This is a genomic window from Streptomyces rubrogriseus, assembly GCF_027947575.1.
In the GTDB taxonomy this organism is placed as follows: Bacteria; Actinomycetota; Actinomycetes; order Streptomycetales; family Streptomycetaceae; genus Streptomyces; species Streptomyces rubrogriseus.
The window spans coordinates 7,513,879-7,531,869 of sequence record NZ_CP116256.1 but is presented as its reverse complement, the minus strand read 5'-3'; the positions used below and the strand labels follow the sequence as shown (position 1 = coordinate 7,531,869).

At 73.1% G+C, this 17,991-nt stretch carries 13 protein-coding genes and 1 pseudogene; 7 read left to right on the top strand and 7 right to left on the bottom strand.

Going from position 1 to position 17,991, the window contains the following annotated elements:
* Positions 1 to 117: 117 nt before the first annotated feature.
* From Sru02f_RS33755 to sucD, 4 genes are all read left to right on the top strand, one after another.
* Positions 118 to 1,302 (top strand): VWA domain-containing protein, encoded by a 1,185-nt coding sequence (locus Sru02f_RS33755; RefSeq protein ID WP_174855184.1) that lies wholly within the window; start codon positions 118 to 120, stop codon positions 1,300 to 1,302.
* Positions 1,303 to 1,472: 170 nt separating this feature from the next.
* On the top strand, positions 1,473 to 2,387 hold the full coding sequence (locus Sru02f_RS33750) for a hypothetical protein (RefSeq protein ID WP_109034337.1): 915 nt from the start codon (positions 1,473 to 1,475) through the stop codon (positions 2,385 to 2,387).
* An 836-nt stretch (positions 2,388 to 3,223) separates the two neighbouring features.
* Positions 3,224 to 4,408, top strand: coding sequence for an ADP-forming succinate--CoA ligase subunit beta (gene sucC, locus Sru02f_RS33745; RefSeq protein ID WP_030145559.1), 1,185 nt, complete (start codon positions 3,224 to 3,226; stop codon positions 4,406 to 4,408).
* Between the two features lie 28 nt (positions 4,409 to 4,436).
* Positions 4,437 to 5,321, top strand: coding sequence for a succinate--CoA ligase subunit alpha (gene sucD, locus Sru02f_RS33740; protein WP_003974163.1), 885 nt, complete (start codon positions 4,437 to 4,439; stop codon positions 5,319 to 5,321).
* A gap of 111 nt (positions 5,322 to 5,432) precedes the next feature.
* Here the strand turns inward: sucD and Sru02f_RS33735 are convergent, their stop codons facing one another.
* Complete coding sequence (locus tag Sru02f_RS33735; protein WP_167469747.1) at positions 5,433 to 6,575, bottom strand: helix-turn-helix domain-containing protein; 1,143 nt, start codon at positions 6,573 to 6,575, stop codon at positions 5,433 to 5,435.
* Between the two features lie 96 nt (positions 6,576 to 6,671).
* Between Sru02f_RS33735 and Sru02f_RS33730 the strand changes: the two genes are divergently transcribed.
* The gene (locus tag Sru02f_RS33730) at positions 6,672 to 8,366 is read left to right on the top strand and encodes a cell division protein PerM (protein WP_373103646.1); all 1,695 of its coding nucleotides are present in this window, start codon (positions 6,672 to 6,674) and stop codon (positions 8,364 to 8,366) included.
* A gap of 153 nt (positions 8,367 to 8,519) precedes the next feature.
* On the opposite strand, the pseudogene Sru02f_RS33725 reads toward Sru02f_RS33730, so the two are convergent.
* Positions 8,520 to 9,316: pseudogene (locus Sru02f_RS33725) on the bottom strand (hypothetical protein).
* A 295-nt stretch (positions 9,317 to 9,611) separates the two neighbouring features.
* Here Sru02f_RS33725 and purN point away from each other — a divergent pair.
* Positions 9,612 to 10,259 (top strand): phosphoribosylglycinamide formyltransferase, encoded by a 648-nt coding sequence (gene purN, locus Sru02f_RS33720; protein ID WP_109034342.1) that lies wholly within the window; start codon positions 9,612 to 9,614, stop codon positions 10,257 to 10,259.
* The gene (gene purH, locus Sru02f_RS33715; protein WP_109034343.1) at positions 10,256 to 11,827 is read left to right on the top strand and encodes a bifunctional phosphoribosylaminoimidazolecarboxamide formyltransferase/IMP cyclohydrolase; all 1,572 of its coding nucleotides are present in this window, start codon (positions 10,256 to 10,258) and stop codon (positions 11,825 to 11,827) included. The genes purN and purH overlap by 4 nt, the downstream gene beginning before the upstream one ends.
* A 61-nt stretch (positions 11,828 to 11,888) precedes the next feature.
* Here purH and Sru02f_RS33710 read toward each other — a convergent pair whose 3' ends face one another.
* The 5 genes from Sru02f_RS33710 to Sru02f_RS33690 all read right to left on the bottom strand — a co-directional run bounded on the left by Sru02f_RS33710 (position 11,889) and on the right by Sru02f_RS33690 (position 17,948).
* Positions 11,889 to 12,539, bottom strand: a complete 651-nt coding sequence (locus Sru02f_RS33710; RefSeq protein WP_109034345.1) for a hypothetical protein — start codon at positions 12,537 to 12,539, stop codon at positions 11,889 to 11,891.
* 1 nt (position 12,540) lies between these two features.
* Positions 12,541 to 14,961, bottom strand: coding sequence for a glycoside hydrolase domain-containing protein (locus tag Sru02f_RS33705; protein WP_109034347.1), 2,421 nt, complete (start codon positions 14,959 to 14,961; stop codon positions 12,541 to 12,543).
* 211 nt (positions 14,962 to 15,172) lie between these two features.
* A complete protein-coding gene (locus Sru02f_RS33700) occupies positions 15,173 to 16,531 on the bottom strand; it encodes a protein kinase domain-containing protein (protein WP_109034348.1) in 1,359 nt (452 codons plus the stop codon).
* Positions 16,528 to 17,268 (bottom strand): hypothetical protein, encoded by a 741-nt coding sequence (locus tag Sru02f_RS33695; RefSeq protein WP_109034350.1) that lies wholly within the window; start codon positions 17,266 to 17,268, stop codon positions 16,528 to 16,530. The genes Sru02f_RS33700 and Sru02f_RS33695 overlap by 4 nt, the downstream gene beginning before the upstream one ends.
* A gap of 209 nt (positions 17,269 to 17,477) precedes the next feature.
* The gene (locus tag Sru02f_RS33690) at positions 17,478 to 17,948 is read right to left on the bottom strand and encodes a hypothetical protein (protein ID WP_109034351.1); all 471 of its coding nucleotides are present in this window, start codon (positions 17,946 to 17,948) and stop codon (positions 17,478 to 17,480) included.
* Between the last annotated feature and the right edge of the window lie 43 nt (positions 17,949 to 17,991).

Genomic DNA, 17,991 nt, shown 5'->3' with positions numbered 1-17,991 from the left:
ACCGGAGACAGGACGGGAGGCAAGACCGGAGACAGGACGGGAGGCAAGACCGGAGACAGGACGGGAGGCAAGACCGGAGACATGACCGGCCGCATGACGGAGCCCATGACGGAGCCCATGACCGGACGCGGGACGGTGAGCGAGCCGGTGGAGGCCGAGGCGGCACGGGAGCGGCTGCGGCGCTGGCGCCTCGTACTCGGCGGTGACCCGGCCGACGGCACCGGCCACGTGCTCTCCGGACGGGACGCCGCGATGGACGGGGCACTCACCGCGCTGTACGGAAGAGGGGGCGCCCCCCGGGCGGGCCGGGACCGCGCGGCGGGGCTCGGGGCCTCCGCGCCGGCGGTGGCGCGCTGGCTGGGGGACATCCGGACCTATTTCCCGTCCCCGGTGGTCCAGGTGATGCAGCGGGACGCGATCGACCGGCTCGGGCTCGCCACGCTCCTGCTGGAGCCGGAGATGCTCGAGGCCGTGGAGGCCGACGTACACCTCGTCGGCACCCTGCTGTCCCTGAACGAGGCGATGCCGGACACGACGAAGGAGACGGCACGGGCCGTCGTGCGCAAGGTCGTCGAGGACCTGGAGAAGCGCCTCGTCACCCGCACCCGCGGCACCCTGTCCGGCGCCCTGGACCGCAGTGCCCGCACCGCCCGGCCCCGCCCCCATGACATCGACTGGAACCGCACGATCGGAGCCAACCTCAAGCACTACCTGCCGGAGCACCGCACGGTCGTGCCGGAGCGGCTCGTCGGCTACGGGCGGGCGTCCCGTTCGGTCAAGAAGGAGATCGTCCTGTGCGTCGACCAGTCCGGGTCGATGGCGGCTTCCCTCGTGTACGCCGCCGTGTTCGGCGCGGTGCTGGCGTCCATGCGCTCGATCGACACCCGGCTCGTCGTCTTCGACACGGCGGTCGCCGACCTCACCGACCAGCTCGACGACCCGGTCGACGTGCTCTTCGGCACGCGACTCGGCGGCGGTACGGACATCAACCGCGCGCTGGCGTACTGCCAGTCGCGGATCACCCGGCCCGCGGACACGGTGGTCGTGCTGATCAGCGATCTGTACGAGGGCGGCATACGTGAGGAGATGCTCAAGCGGGTCGCGGCGATGCAGGCCGCGGGGGTGCGGTTCGTGACCCTGCTGGCCCTGTCCGACGAGGGCACGCCCGCGTACGACCGGGATCACGCGGCGGCCCTCGCGGCGCTCGGCGCACCGGCCTTCGCCTGCACGCCCGATCTCTTCCCGGAGGTGATGGCGGCGGCGATCGAGGGGCGGCCCCTGCCGATACCGGATGCCGGGTGACGATTTGTCGATCCGAGGTGACCCGATTCCCGCGTACAAAACGGATATGACGGGCCGTCCGGAGGGTCGGGCTTGCGCGACCTCCGGATTCCCGTGCGAGTATCGCGCGGCGTGTCGAGGCGTTGCTCGACACGCGGCCCGTTCCGCCGCACGGGAGGAAGCTCCCCCTCTTGATCTGGTCAGCAGTCCTGCCCGGAGCCGCTCTGCGCGTCCTGCGCACGGCGGCCGGGCGGCGTGCGCTGCACGTGGCACTGCTGGCGGGCGGGCTGTTCCTGCTCGGCCTGCTCTGCGGAGGGCGGGCAGAGGCGGCCGACGGAGCGACGGAGAGTTCCAAGGGCAGGGTCGGCCAAGTGCTCGACGTCCCCGTGCGGTCGGAGGAGCGTCCCGACGCGGTGCTTCCGGACCTGCGGCCCGTCGCCGAGGAAGTCGTCCGGGCCGTGCGGGACCGGGTGGCGCGGCCGGTCGGTGCCGCGGTGGAGACGGTGACCGAGGGGGTCGAGGACGCCGAGGCGGCCCTTCGGACGGAGGTGCCGCCGTTGCGGGCGCTCCCCGCCCCGTCGGACCCGTCAGCGCCGAGCGACGGCGTGCCAGGCCTCACCGATGTCCCGGACCTTGCCGACGGTCCCGGTGATTCGTCGGCGTCGACGTCGGCGTCGGTATCGGCCGTGCCGGAGCCGCGGGCCGAACCCGCACCGCCGGTGGCGGGCGCCTCCGGCGGCGAGGCCCCGTCCGACGCCACCGACTCCCGAGCCGTCGCAGGAGCCGCAAGCCCGGTCCCGGTACGCGTCGTCGGCTACGGGCCGGAGCCCGGCGCCGGAGCGGCGCCCGCCGCGCCCGCACGCACGCACCCGGCCGGGACCGCGCACGCCGAGTACGCCCCCGCCCGCCCCGCGCCCACCGGCGACCCCGACGGCGCGCTCGGTACCGCGTCCGGCGCCGACCAGGGAACGTCGCGGCATGGTGACACCCGCGCGGTCGCCCCGCTGCACCGGATCACGTTCCGGCTGGTGCCCGGCGTCCCGGAGCGGACCGACGCGGCCGGGGTCCGGGAGCCGTACCGGGACGTTCCCGTCTCACCCGCCTAGGGCGGCCGCTTCCTCCGTCGCGCATCCGCCGCGCCCCGCCGCACCTCCGCCGAACCGTCGCGGCTCCCCCGGCAGACGCACGAGTCGCCTGCGGTCGCCCGCCCCGTCGCATCCGCCCCACCGGGCGACAGGTCCCGCTCGCCGTCCGGACCCCCCCGATCCGGAGGCCCCGACCCGGACCCCGCGTTCCGGAGCCGGCATTCCGGACCCCGCGACCCGGACCCCGCGTTCCGAACGTGCCCGGTCCGGCTCACTCGGGGACGGCTCACACGGGGACGGCTCCCACGGGACGGCCCCCACAGGACGGCGCCGAGGCGGGTCGCTCCGTGGCCGGTGCCCGGCCCCGGCACCTCGTGGCCCCGTTGCGCGGCGGGTACAGACCCCGCGGGGCGGCAGGCCCCGGACGGCCGAAAGCCGTCGGCCTCCGTCCGGCCGAAACCCCGCGGTCCGGTCCGGCTGGTCCCCATTGGGGTGGGGACCAGCCGGACCGCACCCCGGCGGACCGCATCCGTGCGGCCCGCCGGGAGCTCACGGGCCTCACCGGGTCAACCCCAGCCCGGTGAGGCCCTTCACCCGGTGTGCGGAACACCCCGTATCCGCCTCACGCACGGCACCGCGTGCCAGTGAGCGCGGCATCATGTGACAGGCATCACCGCTCAGGTGTGACCCACGATTTAGAGACCCCCCGCAAGCGGCGATAACCTGCGAGACGGACATGCCGCGCGCTCGGACACCGTGTGCGCCCCCCTTGTGACTCACAGCGGACGTCACGTTGCCCTTCGCGGCACGCCCACGCATCCAACGAACCGCGAGATCACTGATAGGGACGGAAGCGCGTGGACCTGTTCGAGTACCAGGCGAGGGACCTCTTCGCCAAGCACGATGTACCGGTGCTGGCCGGTGAAGTCATCGACACGCCTGAGGCGGCGCGCGAGATCACCGAGCGTCTGGGCGGCAAGTCCGTCGTCAAGGCCCAGGTGAAGGTCGGTGGCCGCGGCAAGGCCGGTGGCGTGAAGCTGGCCGCCTCGGCGGACGAGGCCGTCGCCCGCGCGACGGACATCCTCGGCATGGACATCAAGGGCCACACGGTCCACAAGGTGATGATCGCCGAGACGGCCCCCGAGATCGTCGAGGAGTACTACGTCTCCTTCCTCCTCGACCGTGCCAACCGCACCTTCCTCTCCATCGCCTCCGTCGAGGGCGGCATGGAGATCGAGGAGGTGGCGGCCACCCGCCCGGAGGCCGTCGCCAAGACCCCGATCGACGCGATCGACGGTGTGACGCCCGAGAAGGCGCGCGAGATCGTCGAGGCCGCGAAGTTCCCGGCCGAGGTCGCCGACAAGGTCGCCGACATCCTGGTCAAGCTGTGGGACACCTTCATCAAGGAGGACGCCCTCCTGGTCGAGGTCAACCCGCTGGCCAAGGTCGTCTCCGGGGACGTCATCGCCCTCGACGGCAAGGTGTCGCTGGACGACAACGCCGAGTTCCGTCACCCCGACTTCGAGGCCCTCCACGACAAGGCCGCGGCCAACCCGCTCGAGGCCGCCGCCAAGGAGAAGAACCTCAACTACGTCAAGCTCGACGGCGAGGTCGGCATCATCGGCAACGGCGCGGGTCTCGTCATGAGCACCCTGGACGTCGTCGCGTACGCCGGTGAGGCGCACGGCAACGTCAAGCCCGCCAACTTCCTGGACATCGGTGGCGGCGCCTCCGCCCAGGTCATGGCGAACGGCCTGGAGATCATCCTCGGCGACCCGGACGTCCGCTCCGTGTTCGTCAACGTCTTCGGCGGCATCACCGCCTGCGACGAGGTCGCCAACGGCATCGTCCAGGCGCTGAAGCTCCTGGAGGACCGCGGCGAGAAGGTCGAGAAGCCGCTCGTCGTCCGTCTCGACGGCAACAACGCCGAGCTGGGCCGCAAGATCCTCACCGACGCCAACCACCCGCTGGTCCAGCGCGTCGACACCATGGACGGCGCGGCCGACAAGGCCGCCGAGCTGGCTCACGCCGCCGCCAAGTAAGCACTCAGGACGAGGACACCAACACACCATGGCTATCTGGCTCAACAAGGACAGCAAGGTCATCGTCCAGGGCATGACCGGTGCCACCGGCATGAAGCACACCAAGCTCATGCTGGGTGACGGCACCGAGGTCGTGGGCGGCGTGAACCCGCGCAAGGCGGGCACCTCCGTGGACTTCGACGGCAACGAGGTACCGGTCTTCGGCACCGTCAAGGAGGCCATCGAGAAGACCGGCGCCAACGTCTCCGTCATCTTCGTGCCGGAGAAGTTCACCAAGGACGCCGTCGTCGAGGCCATCGACGCCGAGATCCCGCTGGCCGTCGTCATCACCGAGGGCATCGCCGTGCACGACTCGGCCGCCTTCTGGTCATACGCCGGCAAGAAGGGCAACAAGACCCGGATCATCGGCCCGAACTGCCCCGGCATCATCACCCCGGGCCAGTCCAACGTCGGCATCATCCCGGGCGACATCACCAAGCCGGGCCGCATCGGCCTGGTCTCGAAGTCCGGCACGCTGACGTACCAGATGATGTACGAGCTGCGTGACATCGGCTTCTCGACCGCCGTCGGCATCGGTGGCGACCCGATCATCGGCACCACGCACATCGACGCGCTCGCCGCGTTCGAGGCCGACCCCGAGACCGACCTGATCGTCATGATCGGCGAGATCGGCGGCGACGCCGAGGAGCGTGCGGCCGAGTACATCTCGAAGAACGTGACCAAGCCGGTCGTCGGCTACGTCGCGGGCTTCACCGCGCCCGAGGGCAAGACCATGGGCCACGCCGGTGCCATCGTCTCCGGTTCGTCCGGCACCGCCCAGGCGAAGAAGGAGGCCCTGGAGGCCGCCGGCGTCAAGGTCGGCAAGACGCCGACCGAGACGGCGAAGCTCGCACGCGCCATCCTGGCCGGCTGACACCGCCTCGCACCGAAGGCCCGGCGCCCGTCGCACGCCGAGTGGCCCGTCCCCTGTTCCCGGGGGCGGGCCACTCGGCGTTCCGGGCGCCGGCCCGGCGGTCGGACTCCCTCACTCGGGCCTCGGCAGCAGCCGTTCCGGGCCGTCCTGCACCTGGTCCCGCAGCTTCTGCCGCAGCTCCAGCTCCTCGTCCGACAGCGCTCCCGGTGCCACCCGGTGCGGCACACCGCGCACCGCCTGCCCGGGTGACACGGGCGGTTCGTAGTGCGTGGGCGCCGTGCGCACGGTCAGGGCCGTGGTCCCGATGAGGGCGACCGTGAACGCGATCGCGGCCCGGGTCCGCAACCGCGCCCGGCGTTCGCCGCCCCTGCGTACGGCCGGCGGCTCGGCCGCCCGCAGTCGCTCGTTCGACGCCAGCTCGGCCAGCCTCCGGTGCAGCACCTGCGGGTCGGCCAGCGCGGGCAGCCGGGCGGCGACGGCCTGGCGGGCGTGCAGCAGCCGGTTCGCCGCCGCGGGGGTGCTCGCCTCCGTCTCCGCCGCCGTCTCGGGCAGGTCCAGGCCCACACCGTCGTACAGCACGAGCGTGCGGCGGTGCCTCGCCGGGAGTCTGAGCAGGGTGTTGAGCAGCGTGCGGTCGCCGGGGTCGGCGGGCGGCGGCTCCGGGTGCCGGTGCCGCGGCCGGAACCGCTGCCAGGGCGACAGCGCGTACTCGTACGCCGTCGCCCGCACCCAGCCCACCGGGTCCCGGTCGCGGGCCACCTCGGGCCAGTGCTCCCAGGCCGTCTGGAAGGCCCGCTCCACCGACTCGCGCGCCTGCTCGCGCCTGCCGGTCAGCAGGAACGTCTGCCGTACGAGGGCGGGGGCGCCGAAGGCGTACAGCGCGTCGAAGGCCTGAGCGGGGGTCAGCGCCGCGGGCCCGGGCGCCGCGACGGGCTGCGGCTGGGGTTGCGGCTCCGGCTCCGGCTCCGGCTGAGACTGGGGCTGGGGCTCCGACTCCGGTTCAGGTTTCGGCTCCGGCTCAGGCTCCGGCTCCGGTGCCTGTACCGCCGCTTCCTCGGCCAGCGTCTTCAGCAACTTCGCGTACGCCTCCCGTTTCCGGCCTCGCGGAGTCGTGCGGCCGCTCTCCCACGCACGGACCGTCCCCGGGGCGACGCCCACCCGTGTCGCAAGCTGAGGCTGTGTCAGTGCGGCGGACTCACGCAGACGTCGGCGTTCCTTGGGAGGGGGGAGGGGAGTTGCGGGGCCGCGCGTCACAGGACACCCCTTCGTACGAAAAAGTACATAAACATATATTGAGCGACACAACGGAGCTTGGCTCGTTACGCCCGGAAAGCGCGTGTCGTTGGGAGCATGGCGGGCGTGATCCAGACCACCGCTCGTCCAGCCCCGCTCTCCCTGCTGCGCACCCGGTGGCGGGACCGGTCGCCCGGGCTGGCCGCCGGCCTGCTGGGCGGTGTGGTCGCCGCCGTGCTGGGTCTGGCGGCGTGCGCCGCGCTCGTGACGCTGCTCTGGATCAGTTCGCCGTACCCGGACAGCGGGCCCGGCGGCGCCCTCCACGTCGCCGCGGCGCTGTGGGTGCTGGCGCACGGGGCCGAACTGGTGCGCGCCGACACGCTCTCCGGCACCCCCGCGCCCGTCGGCGTCACCCCGTTGCTGTTCCTCCTCCTGCCGGTGTGGCTGCTGCACCGCGCCGCCCGGGACGCCACGGACCCCGGGGACGGCGTGGGCGTGGCCGTCGGAGCGGCTCCGAAGGCGGGGCCCGGGGCGCGCCCGGCGTGGATGGCGAGCGCCCCCGACACCGGGCCGCCGCCCGTCTCCGCGCGCGTGGCCTGGACGGGGGTCGTGCTCGGCTACCTCGCCGTCGCCGCGCCCGTCGTCCTGTACGCGCAGGGCGGCGCGCTGCGGCCCTCGGCGTGGTGGGCGGCGGTGTGTCTGCCGCTGGTCGCCATGGGAGCCGCGGGCGCCGGGGTGTGGACGGCGTTCGGCCGGCCGGGCGGGCCGGTGGGACGGGCGTTGCGCGTGCTGCCCCGGAAGCTGCGGGAGCTGATGGTCGAGCCGGACGCGCGCCTGGGCGCCGCGACGCGCGCCGCGGGCGCCGGTGCGGCGGTGCTCGTCGGGGGCGGCGCGCTGCTGCTCGCCGTGTCGCTGGTGTGGCACTCGCACGCCGCGGGTGAGGCGTTCCTGCGGCTGACCGAGGGCTGGTCGGGGAGGCTCGCCGTACTGCTGCTCTGTCTGACGCTGGTCCCGAACGCGGCGGTGTGGGCGGCGGTCTACGCCCTCGGCCCCGGCTTCGTACTCGGGTCGGGGCATGTCGTGGCCCCCACCGCCTCCGCTCCCGCGCCGCTGCTGCCGCCGTTCCCGCTGCTGGCGGCGGTGCCGGACGCGGGGCCCGGTACGCCGCTGCACTGGGCGGCCGGGGCGGTGCCGTTGCTGGCGGGGGCGGTGGTGGGGTGGTTCACGGCGCGGGCGGCCACGGCGGGCGAGCCGAAGGAGCGCGGAGCGGGCCCGGCCGCCGGGGTGTGGTCGTGGCGGCGGACCGCAGCCGCCGCCGTGGTGGCCGCCGTTCTGTGCGCGGTCCTCGTCGCCCTGCTGGCCGCGTTCGCCGGCGGGCCGCTGGGCAGCGCCGCGCTCGCCCGGTTCGGGCCTGTCTGGTGGCAGGCCGGGGGCGCGACGCTGGCGTGGATCGGGGTGGTGGCGGTGCCGGTGGCCGTGGCGGCGCGGGCGTGGCGGGGGCGGAGTGCTGCCGTGCGGGAGGCGGGGGTGGAGGCGTCCGGGGTCGGGGCAGCGGCCGGGGTCGAGGAGACGGCCGGGGCCGGGGAGGCGGCCGACGGAGGGGGCGTCGGCGCTGGTGGGTGCGGGTGCGGGTGCCGGTGCCGGCTGGGGGCGGTGGTGGAGGCGGGGGCTGAGGGCGTCGAGGCGGGGGCGGGGGTTGGGGAGGATCCGGGCGCGGTGCCGTTCGGGTTGTACGACGGCGACGGTGGGGGTGCGTACGATCTGTTGCCGGCCGACGGGCCCGGGGAGTCGTCGCCTCGCGGTGGGGAGTGACGTCGGTGCCGGTGGGGCCTTTTCGCCCCCGCCGCCCCTTCCCGTTCCCGACCCCGGGGCTGCCGCCCCCAGACCCCCGCTTACGGCCCTGAACGGGCCTTGTCCTCAATCGCCGGACGGGCTGGAAGGCGCGTCCGGCGCTGAAAAGCGAGCTCAGTCCTCCGAGCCCAGCAGCGGGCGGAGCTGCTCCGGCAGGTGGCGCTCGCAGGACTGTTCCGCCGCGTTGGTCAGGGCGTCCTCGCGGCAGGTGTAGTAGTCGCTGTAGATCAGCTGGGCGCCGAAGGACGCGGCGACCAGGAGGATGGCCAGGGACGACGTGACCAGGCCGCTGATCGCGGCGGTGCGCTGCGGGCGGCCGGTCTGCTCGGCGGGCGGGGCGGGAGTGTCCGGGTCGGCGGCGGACCGCGGCTTGGCGCGCAGCGCGCTGATGCCCCAGTACAGGGCCAGGGCGCCGAGCAGCAGGGCCACGTACGGCCAGGTGAAGAGGGCGAAGAACAGCGCCCACATGCCGCTCAGCAGGGCGTAGCGGGCACGCCGCTGGGCGGGGTCCGTCGGGTCCCAGCGCGGGCCCTGGCCGCCGCCCGACCCTCGGGGCCGCCGCTGCCGCTGGGCCGCTCGCCGAAGCCGCCGGGGGACCGGCCGGGCTGCCGGTCGCTCCACCGACCGCCCCACGGGGAACGGCCGCCTTCGCCCTGGGAGCCGGAAGCGCCCTGGGAGTCGCCGTCGCCCGACGGGTGCCGCGGCTGCCACGGGCTGTCCGGCGTGCCCTCCGGGGGCGGTGCGAACGGATTGTCCTGGTCGGTGGAGCCGTCCCGCTCGCCGCCGTTCCTCCGGTCCGAGGGCGTGTCGGGCGGTGACGAGGGGCGCTCCCGCAGCAACACGGTGCTGCGCTCCCCTGGCTGCGCCGACTGCTGGGGGAGCGTGAGCAGTCGCAGGCTGCGGTCCGGCATCAACTGAGCGTCTTCCCCTTGGCGACGATGAACGGGCGGCTGGTGGAACGGGCGAGCTGGTGGAACGGGCGAACGGGTCGGTACGTCTGGTGAACGCCCGACGCACAGGCCGCGTTCCCGCTCCGGCTCCACGCAGACGCTACCTTCCGGCCACGCCCCCGTCCCGAGGGGGCCGTCCGGTGTGCCGGTATCGTTGCTGACGGTCGGCCGCTTCGTAGACTTCCCCGTATCCCGGGGCACGAAGCATTCGTACGACCGTACAAACAGATTCGCTTTCCCGAGAAAGGCCCCCACCGTGGCCGCCAAGCCCGCGGACCGGCGAGCCAAGCGCCTCGTCGTGCTGGTCTCCGGATCCGGCACCAACCTCCAGGCGCTCCTCGACGAGATCGCCACCACCGGGGCCGAGGCCTACGGTGCCGAGATCGTCGCGGTCGGCGCCGACCGCGACGGCATCGAGGGGCTCGCCCGCGCCGAGCGGGCCGGGGTGACGACCTTCGTCCGCAGGGTCAAGGACTACGGGACCCGCGAGGAGTGGGACGCGGCGCTCGCCGGGGCCGTCGCGGCCCACGAGCCGGACCTCGTCGTCTCGGCCGGGTTCATGAAGATCGTGGGGAAGGAGTTCCTCGCGCGGTTCGGCGGCCGGTTCGTCAACACCCACCCCGCCCTCCTCCCCAGCTTTCCGGGGGCCCACGGCGTACGGGACGCGCTCGCGTACGGCGCCAGGGTCACCGGCTGCACCGTCCACTTCGTCGACGACGGCGTCGACACCGGGCCGATCATCGCGCAGGGCGTGGTGGAGGTCCGGGACGAGGACTACGAAGACGAAGGTGTCGCTCTGCACGAGCGCATCAAGGAAGTCGAGCGAAGGCTGCTCGTCGATGTCGTGGGGCGGCTCGCCCGCAACGGCTATCGCATTGAGGGACGAAAGGTAGTTATCCAGTGACCGCCACCGCCGGAAGCAACAAGCGGGCCATCCGTCGCGCACTCGTCAGCGTCTACGACAAGACCGGGCTCGAGGACCTCGCCCGCGGGCTGCACGAGGCCGGGGTCGAACTCGTCTCCACCGGGTCCACCGCCGGCCGGATCGCCGCGGCCGGCGTCCCCGTCACCAAGGTCGAGGAGCTGACCGGCTTCCCCGAGTGCCTGGACGGCCGCGTCAAGACCCTGCACCCCAAGGTCCACGCGGGCATCCTCGCCGACCTGCGCCTGGAGAGCCACCGGCAGCAGCTCGACGAGCTGGGCGTGGCCCCGTTCGACCTGGTCGTGAGCAACCTGTACCCGTTCCGCGAGACCGTCGCCTCCGGCGCCACCCCGGACGAGTGCGTCGAGCAGATCGACATCGGCGGCCCCTCCATGGTGCGCGCCGCCGCCAAGAACCACCCGTCGGTCGCCATCGTCACCAGCCCCGCCCGGTACGCCGACGTGCTCTCTGCGGTCAAGGACGGCGGCTTCGACCTGGCCGCCCGCAAGCGCCTGGCCGCCGAGGCCTTCCAGCACACCGCCGCGTACGACGTGGCCGTCGCCTCCTGGTTCGCCGCCGAGTACGCCCCCGTCGACGAGTCCGGCTTCCCCGACTTCCTCGGCGCCACCTACGAGCGCGCCCACACCCTGCGCTACGGCGAGAACCCGCACCAGCCCGCCGCGCTCTACACCTCCCCCGAAGGCGGCGGCCTCGCCCAGGCCGAGCAGCTGCACGGCAAGGAGATGTCCTACAACAACTACACGGACACGGACGCGGCCCGCCGGGCCGCGTACGACCACGCCGAGCCCTGCGTCGCGATCATCAAGCACGCCAACCCGTGCGGCATCGCGGTCGGCGCGGACGTCGCCGAGGCGCACCGCAAGGCGCACGACTGCGACCCGGTCTCCGCGTACGGCGGTGTGATCGCGGTCAACCGGCCGGTCTCCAAGGAGATGGCCGAGCGGGTCGCCGGGATCTTCACCGAGGTCATCGTCGCGCCGGACTACGAGGACGGCGCGCTCGAAGCCCTCACCAAGAAGAAGAACATCCGCGTCCTGCGCGCCCCCGAGGCCCCCGCCGCCCCGGTCGAGGTCAAGCCGATCGACGGTGGTGCCCTCCTCCAGGTCACCGACCGCCTCCAGGCCGAGGGCGACGACCCCGCCACCTGGACCCTGGCCACCGGCGAGGCGCTGTCCGAGGCGGAGCTGGCCGAGCTGGCCTTCGCCTGGCGGGCCTGCCGGGCCGTCAAGTCCAACGCGATCCTCCTGGCCAAGGACGGCGCCTCCGTCGGCGTCGGCATGGGCCAGGTCAACCGGGTCGACTCCGCGAAGCTCGCGGTGGAGCGCGCCGGCGCCGAGCGCGCGCAGGGGGCGTACGCGGCCTCCGACGCCTTCTTCCCCTTCCCGGACGGCCTGGAGATCCTCACCGGGGCCGGTGTGAAGGCCGTGGTCCAGCCCGGCGGCTCGGTCCGCGACGAGCTGGTCGTCGAGGCGGCGAAGAAGGCCGGCGTCACGATGTACTTCACGGGGACACGGCACTTCTTCCACTGAGCCGGACCAGGCCCCGGGCCGTGGGCGCACGCCGCCCACGGCCCCGGGGCCGGTCGCACCGTCACCGTCGGTTCTCGGCCTGGGCCTTGGCCAGGCGGCGTGCCCCGGCGCGGCGTTCCGGTGTGGCCGGGTCCTCCACGGCGCCGGGGCGCGGGCCGTTGTGGTGCACGGAGCGGGCGTGGAGGATCTCCGTGAGCCGCCTGAGAGCCCGCGCGTCCGGGCCGACGTCGATCTGGAAGTGGCACGCGTCGGCGGGGGAGAGGTCCGTGCCCCAGCGCACCACGCCGCCGCAGTCGGCGAGGATGTCGCGGACGATCGCCTCCTGGTGCGGCCAGAGGCCGTCGCCCGCCCCGAGCAGGGCGATCGCGCTGCCGGAGAGGTAGTTCGACTCGTACGCGGCCCCTACGGTTCGATCCGTACGGTGTCCCAGGACGTGCCGGGAGCCGCGCAACGGTATGACCTCGTAGTGCCAGCGCCGGGCGACGTGCAGGAGGACCGGGGCCGCGGCACGGTGCAGGCGTACGGTCGCGGGGGATCCCTCGACGCGGAAGGATCCGACGGCGTCGGGGTCCATGGGCCAGCCGTTGGCGCTGCGTGGGGAGTCCCATGTGCCGTCGGCCGCGGCCGCGGGGCCGGTGAGGACGCCACCGAGCGCGGTGCCCGCTCCCACGGCGCCGACGGACAGCAGTACGGATCGTCGGGTCGGTGTCATGTCACTTGCCTTCCTCGGCCTCGACGCGTTCCTGGAGCTCCCAGGCGTACGCGAGCACGAAGTTGCTGAGCTGGGCCGGGTCGATGTTCTCCGGACGGTCCGCCGCATCGAGGCTGACACCGCTGATCAGGAACCACGTTCCCGCGATCACCGCGATGTCGGAGTTCCTCCCCAGCAGCAGGTTCCTGGCCAGGGTCTGCGTCGTCGAACTGCTGCTGTCGAAACGGTCGGCGTAGAAGAGCGTGTACCGCCGCTGGCAGACCCGGTCGCCGGCGCCCGGGCTGTCGGTGCCGTAGTAACGGGCGACGGCAGCGGGGAGACCGAGCGACTCCGTCCGCATGAGCCGCATGATGTTGAACCCGTCGGCGTCCTGGATCCACTGGTCGTTGGAGAAGTGGGACGCGGCGTCACGCTTTCCGAGGTAGTCCTGGGCGAAGAGCATGGGGTTCGGGTACCGGTCCTTGTTCTCGCGCCAGTCCCCGTAGAACGTCACGAGGTCACCGGCCCAGCCGCCACCGTCCCCCAGCGACACGAGATCGGTCGTCGAGGAGTACTCGAGGCACATCTCCAGCGTCGCCATGAGGTGCTCCGTACCGACGGACGTCCCGGTCACCGGATCGGTGAGGTTCCTCCGTCCGGTGAGTGTCAGTCCCTGCTCCGCCAGTGCCGCCGTCCATCCCTGGTCGACCGCCCCGAGGGACAGCCGCCAGTCGGGGCCGTTGTACTGCTCCTGCCGGAAGAACTGGCAGACGAGTCTGGCGGGGTCCGCCCCCGCGTCGTACTCCAGGGCGGCCGTGAAGAGGCGCTGGACGAGGTCGATGAAGTCCTGTGCGGGCGATCGGGCGGGATTGAGCACGGTCGTGCCGGGATCGGAGCCGCGGCGCCACACGTTCCGGTCGATCTCCCAGGCCTCGCCGAAACTTCCGCTGCCGTAGCTGAAGGTGCCGTTGCGGATCTGGTTGAACGACCAGTTCGCGGGCAGCGGGAACCCGAGGTTGCCGGAGAACCCCCAGGAGAGGCCGGACACGAAGGACCAGGTGGCTCCGACGCGGTTGGAGACGTTGCGGCACACGTTCCGGGAACCGTAGACACCGAAGGTGTAGCGGTTCGTCCGGCCGAGGGCCGCGCGCACGCCCCGGAAGTAGTCGAGGACGGCCGCGTCGATGTCGGCCTGCGTCGCGTCGAAGTCCACGGCGAAGTAGATGCAGGTACCACGGCCGAAACCGAACTCCCGTGCCCGCGTCTCGGCCACGCCGCCCTGCTCGAAGCCCTTGTCGTAGGTGAAGTTGGCCCTCGTCGTGCCGTTCCACTGGAAGATCGGGTACACGCCCAGGCCGCCGCGGACGATGTCGCTCAGCTCGGTACTGGTCAGCGCCTTGCCCAGATAGCCGTCGTCGCCCGGGTCGAGGTGCTCGTCGAGGTAACGGCCCACGATCCGGTACCCGGCGTTGCCGAGTGCCTGCGCGCGGGCGAAGGTGAGCGGCGCCGCCTCGTCGCACGCGGTGGTGTCGCGGTACTCGTTGCCGGTGGAGACGAGGAGCTGGGCCCAGGTGTCGTAGTCCGACTTGCCGGTCACGGTGAGCTGGCTGAACCTCTGGAAGGCGCGGACGAACTCCTCGGTGGCGTCGGTGTAGGTGCTGCGGACGGCCGTCGGGATCGCGGCGCCGTTCTCCAGGACCGGCGAGTTGAAGACGCACAGGGCCGTGAACAGGTGGACCAGGGCGCCGTCGCTTCCCGTGCCGAGGGTGGGCTGCTCCTTGAGCCTCGCCTTGGTGTTGGAGCCGAAGTACCCGCCGATCTCCGACCGTTCGATGCCGATCTCGAACTGGAGGGCCTTCATCACGGCCTGCTGCACGTCGCGCGAGTAGACGCCGTCGCACGGACTGAGGTCCATGGTGGTGATGTCCTCGCCGTACACGTAGGTCAGGTTCAGGTGGCGCTGGAACTCCTGGATCTCCGTGGTACCGCCGGGCACCCGCCGGAACTGGTCCATGCGCAGCAACGCCTTGACGATCTGCGCCAGCAACCTGGTGGGGATGTTGGACACGTCGGCGGCCGACGCCAGACCCGCGTCGCCGATCAGGTCGTTCATGGAGTCGGTGGTCACGGAGGTCCACCGGCCTGCCGAGGCGGCGCCGTAGTACCCCTTGCACCACAGCGCGTAGTTGACGATGCGGATCAGGTCGGTGTTGGTCTCGGTGGGACGGATGCCGCCGCGCGCCACCAGCGCGTCGAACGTGCCGGGACCGAAGTTCTGCACGGTCGGCGAGATCCCCAGCTCGTGCTGGAGTCCCTGAGTGAGGCTGAGCACCGTCTGCCAGCCGGTGCTGCCGTCCTCGGCGCAGCGGACGTAGCCCTGGGCCACGCCGTCGTACGTCGCGTTCACCCATTCCTGCGCCGCCCGCACATTGGGATCGTTCATACGAGATGCCCCCGTTGGATTCGTCCGAGACCAGAGGGGCGCCACGACCCCGCTGCCAGACCATCGCTCAGGAGGGGGACACCGGGAACCTCGAAAGATGCAGGGTGCCCTCGACGCGCCGACGGCGACCGGCGACCGGCGACCGGCGACCGGCGGCAGTCGGGCTACGGCCACCGCGCCCGCGCCCGCGGTCGGCCGTCGGCGCCGGACATCATGCCTCGTCGGCCTCGCGCAGCGCCCGCCAGGTGGCCGGACCCACGATCCCGTCCGCGTCCAGGCCCGCGCGTTCCTGGAAGGTGACGACCGCGCCCTGGGTCATCGGGCCGAAGTCGCCGTCGACCTCGCCCACCGCCGTGATGCCGTGCAGGTACCGGAGCAGGCACTGCAACTCCCTGACCTGGCTTCCGCCGTCGCCCCGCGCGATGGTGAAGTCCCAGGTGCCGCTGTGGCCCGCCTGGTAGCCGCGGCCGTCGGCATCCTCGTACACCACCGGCTTCTCGCAGGTGGGCGGGGCCGCGGCGGCGGGTTCCGGTTCCCACGGGGTGGTGTAGACGAGGCTCGCCGTGCCCACCACGGCCCCCGCCAGCGCCGCCGCCAGGACCGGGCGTCGCCACCGGCGCGGCCGCAGCCTCGGCAGCCGGGGCGAGCGGGAGGCGCCCGCAGCCTCCTCCACCCGGCGCAGCAGCGCGGCGGTGTCGGTGGTGCGTTCCGCGTGGGTCGGGGCCAGGCAGTCCCGCAGGATGTCCCGCCAGGCGTCGGACAGGGCGGGGGACAGGCGCAGTTCCTCGCGGCCGCGGGTGTAGCGCATCGCCGCGTCGGAGCGTGCCTCCGAGGTGCCGCCGGGCAGCGGGAAGGCACCGGTCAGGACGACGTGCGCGAGGACGCCGAAGGCCCACACGTCGGCCGACGGGCGGATGCGCGTGCCGCGCTCGTCGACCTCGGGCCACAGGAGTTCGGGCGGGGTGTAGTCCGGGGTGGCGAAGGCGGGCGTGTAGGCGTGGGTGCCCTCCAGCTCGGCGGCCATGTTGAAGTCGGCGAGCCGGGCCGTACCGTCCGCCATCAGCAGCACGTTGGCCGGTTTGAGGTCGCCGTGCACCCAGCCCGCGCGGTGCAGCTGGTGCAGGCCCTCGCAGATCTGGGCGAGCAGGGCCGGCCCGGACTCCGGGGCCGGCTCCCTGGCCAGCACCGCGTCCAGGGAGCCCTCGGCCCGCTCCAGCACCAGGACGGTCGCGCCGTCCAGCTCCGGGTGGTCCGGGTCGTCGACCGTCAGCGTGTCGTACATCCGGATCAGCCGGGGTGAGCGCAGCCGCCGCAGCAACTGCACCTCGCGTTCGGCCAGATCGCGCAGGTGATGCAGCTGGCGCGGGGTGCGGGTGCCGGTGGGCAGGAACTTCAGCGCCGCCCGCCTCGGCTGCTCACCGGCGTCCAAGGTGCTGTCCGGCCCCTCGGAGGCGTCGCGGACCGCCTCGTAGACGGTGGCGAAGGCGCCGGAGGCGACCGGCTCGCGCACCTCCCACGGCCCGACCCGGTAGCCCTTCGGCACCGGGACCGCGTACGGCCGCCCGCTCACCGCTCCGCCCTGCTCGCCACCGGCGCCAGCACCAGCAGGTCGTCCTCGCGGACCAGGTCGAAGCGGAGGGCGAGGGAGGCCAGGGACTCCTTCTTGCCGTGCGTGCGCTGCCCCGGTCCGGCCGCCTCGGGACCGGGTCTCAGCCGCAGCTTCACGGCCAGGTAGTCGATGTTCCAGTACACGGCGGAACGGCTGACCTTGGGCCAGCTCGGCCGCAGTCGCTCCACGATCTCCTCGACCGCGGGCAGCGGCGCCCGGGGCTCCCCGCGCAGGCGCCGTTCGCACAGGGCGGCCAGGACCGCGAAGTACCGCTTGGTGCGGTCCAGGGCGAACGCCGGTACGGTGCCGGCCCCGTCCAGCGCCCGGCGGTCGACGCTGCGGAAGGCGTGCCGCGGCGCCCAGACGTCGAAGCTGAGCAGGTCCCCGGCGGCGGGCAGGGTCACCCGGGACAGCTCGAACGGCACCGGCGCGTCCACCCGGCCCGGCGCGACCTTGACGTGCTCGCCCGCGCCCTCCGGGTTCTCCACCACGTAGGTCTGGTCCTCGCTGAGGTTGCTCAGCAGCCAGAACGTCCGGTGCGCCGCGATCTCCCCGGCGAGCCTCGGCACGCCCGCGTGCGCGATGGTGAGCCCGCCGCCGGATTCCGCCCGGCCGAACTCGATGCGCTCGCCCGTGCCGATCCTCAGCTGTTCGGCGACGCTGCCGCACGACGGCGGCACGACGATGATGCTGTACATGGAGTCGTCCCCCTCCCCCGATTCCCCTCGGGGTCAACCTTCCCCAGTCCAACGGGGGGAGCCTACGGCGCAGAGGCGAGGGGAACCCAAGCATTCCGACGCCGCGGCGGGTCGGCGGTCCGGGGGCCGTGCGGACGGCGAAACGGCGGCCCCCGGCCCCCTCCGCGGAGGGAACCGGGAGCCGCCGCGGTGGCGGACCCGTGGGGGGATCAGCAGGGGCGCAGCGACCAGATCGGGTCCCAGGACGCGGTGCCCGCCTGGTAGGCCGTCGACGTCCAGCGGACGCTGCCGTCCCTGTTGAAGAACTTGGCGACCGTGCCGCGCGTCTGGTTGTTGGTGAACGGGCCGTCGCCGGTCCAGTTGGTGAGGTTCCAGGTCTGGCACTTGTAGAAGTCGAACTTCGTGCCCTTGACGACCATGCAGAGGTGGCCGTAGTCGCAGGCCAGGTCCTGGGCGCCCTTGGTCACGGGCGCGTCGGTCACGGTGAGGCCCTCGTACTCGACCGCGCCGGCGGTCACGCGCAGGGGCTTCGGGCTGTCGGCCAGTACCCGGTCGGCCGTCTGCTGGAGGCTGGTCACCCGGGTGCCGCCCGGGCTGTCGGCGGCCGTGGCCGCGGCCGTGGAGCCGGCGGCCAGGGCGGTGGCCGCGAGAAGGAGTACTGCGGGCTTGACGATGTTCATTGTCGTTCCCCCGTGAACGTCGGTGTCGTACCGCCGAGGCGGT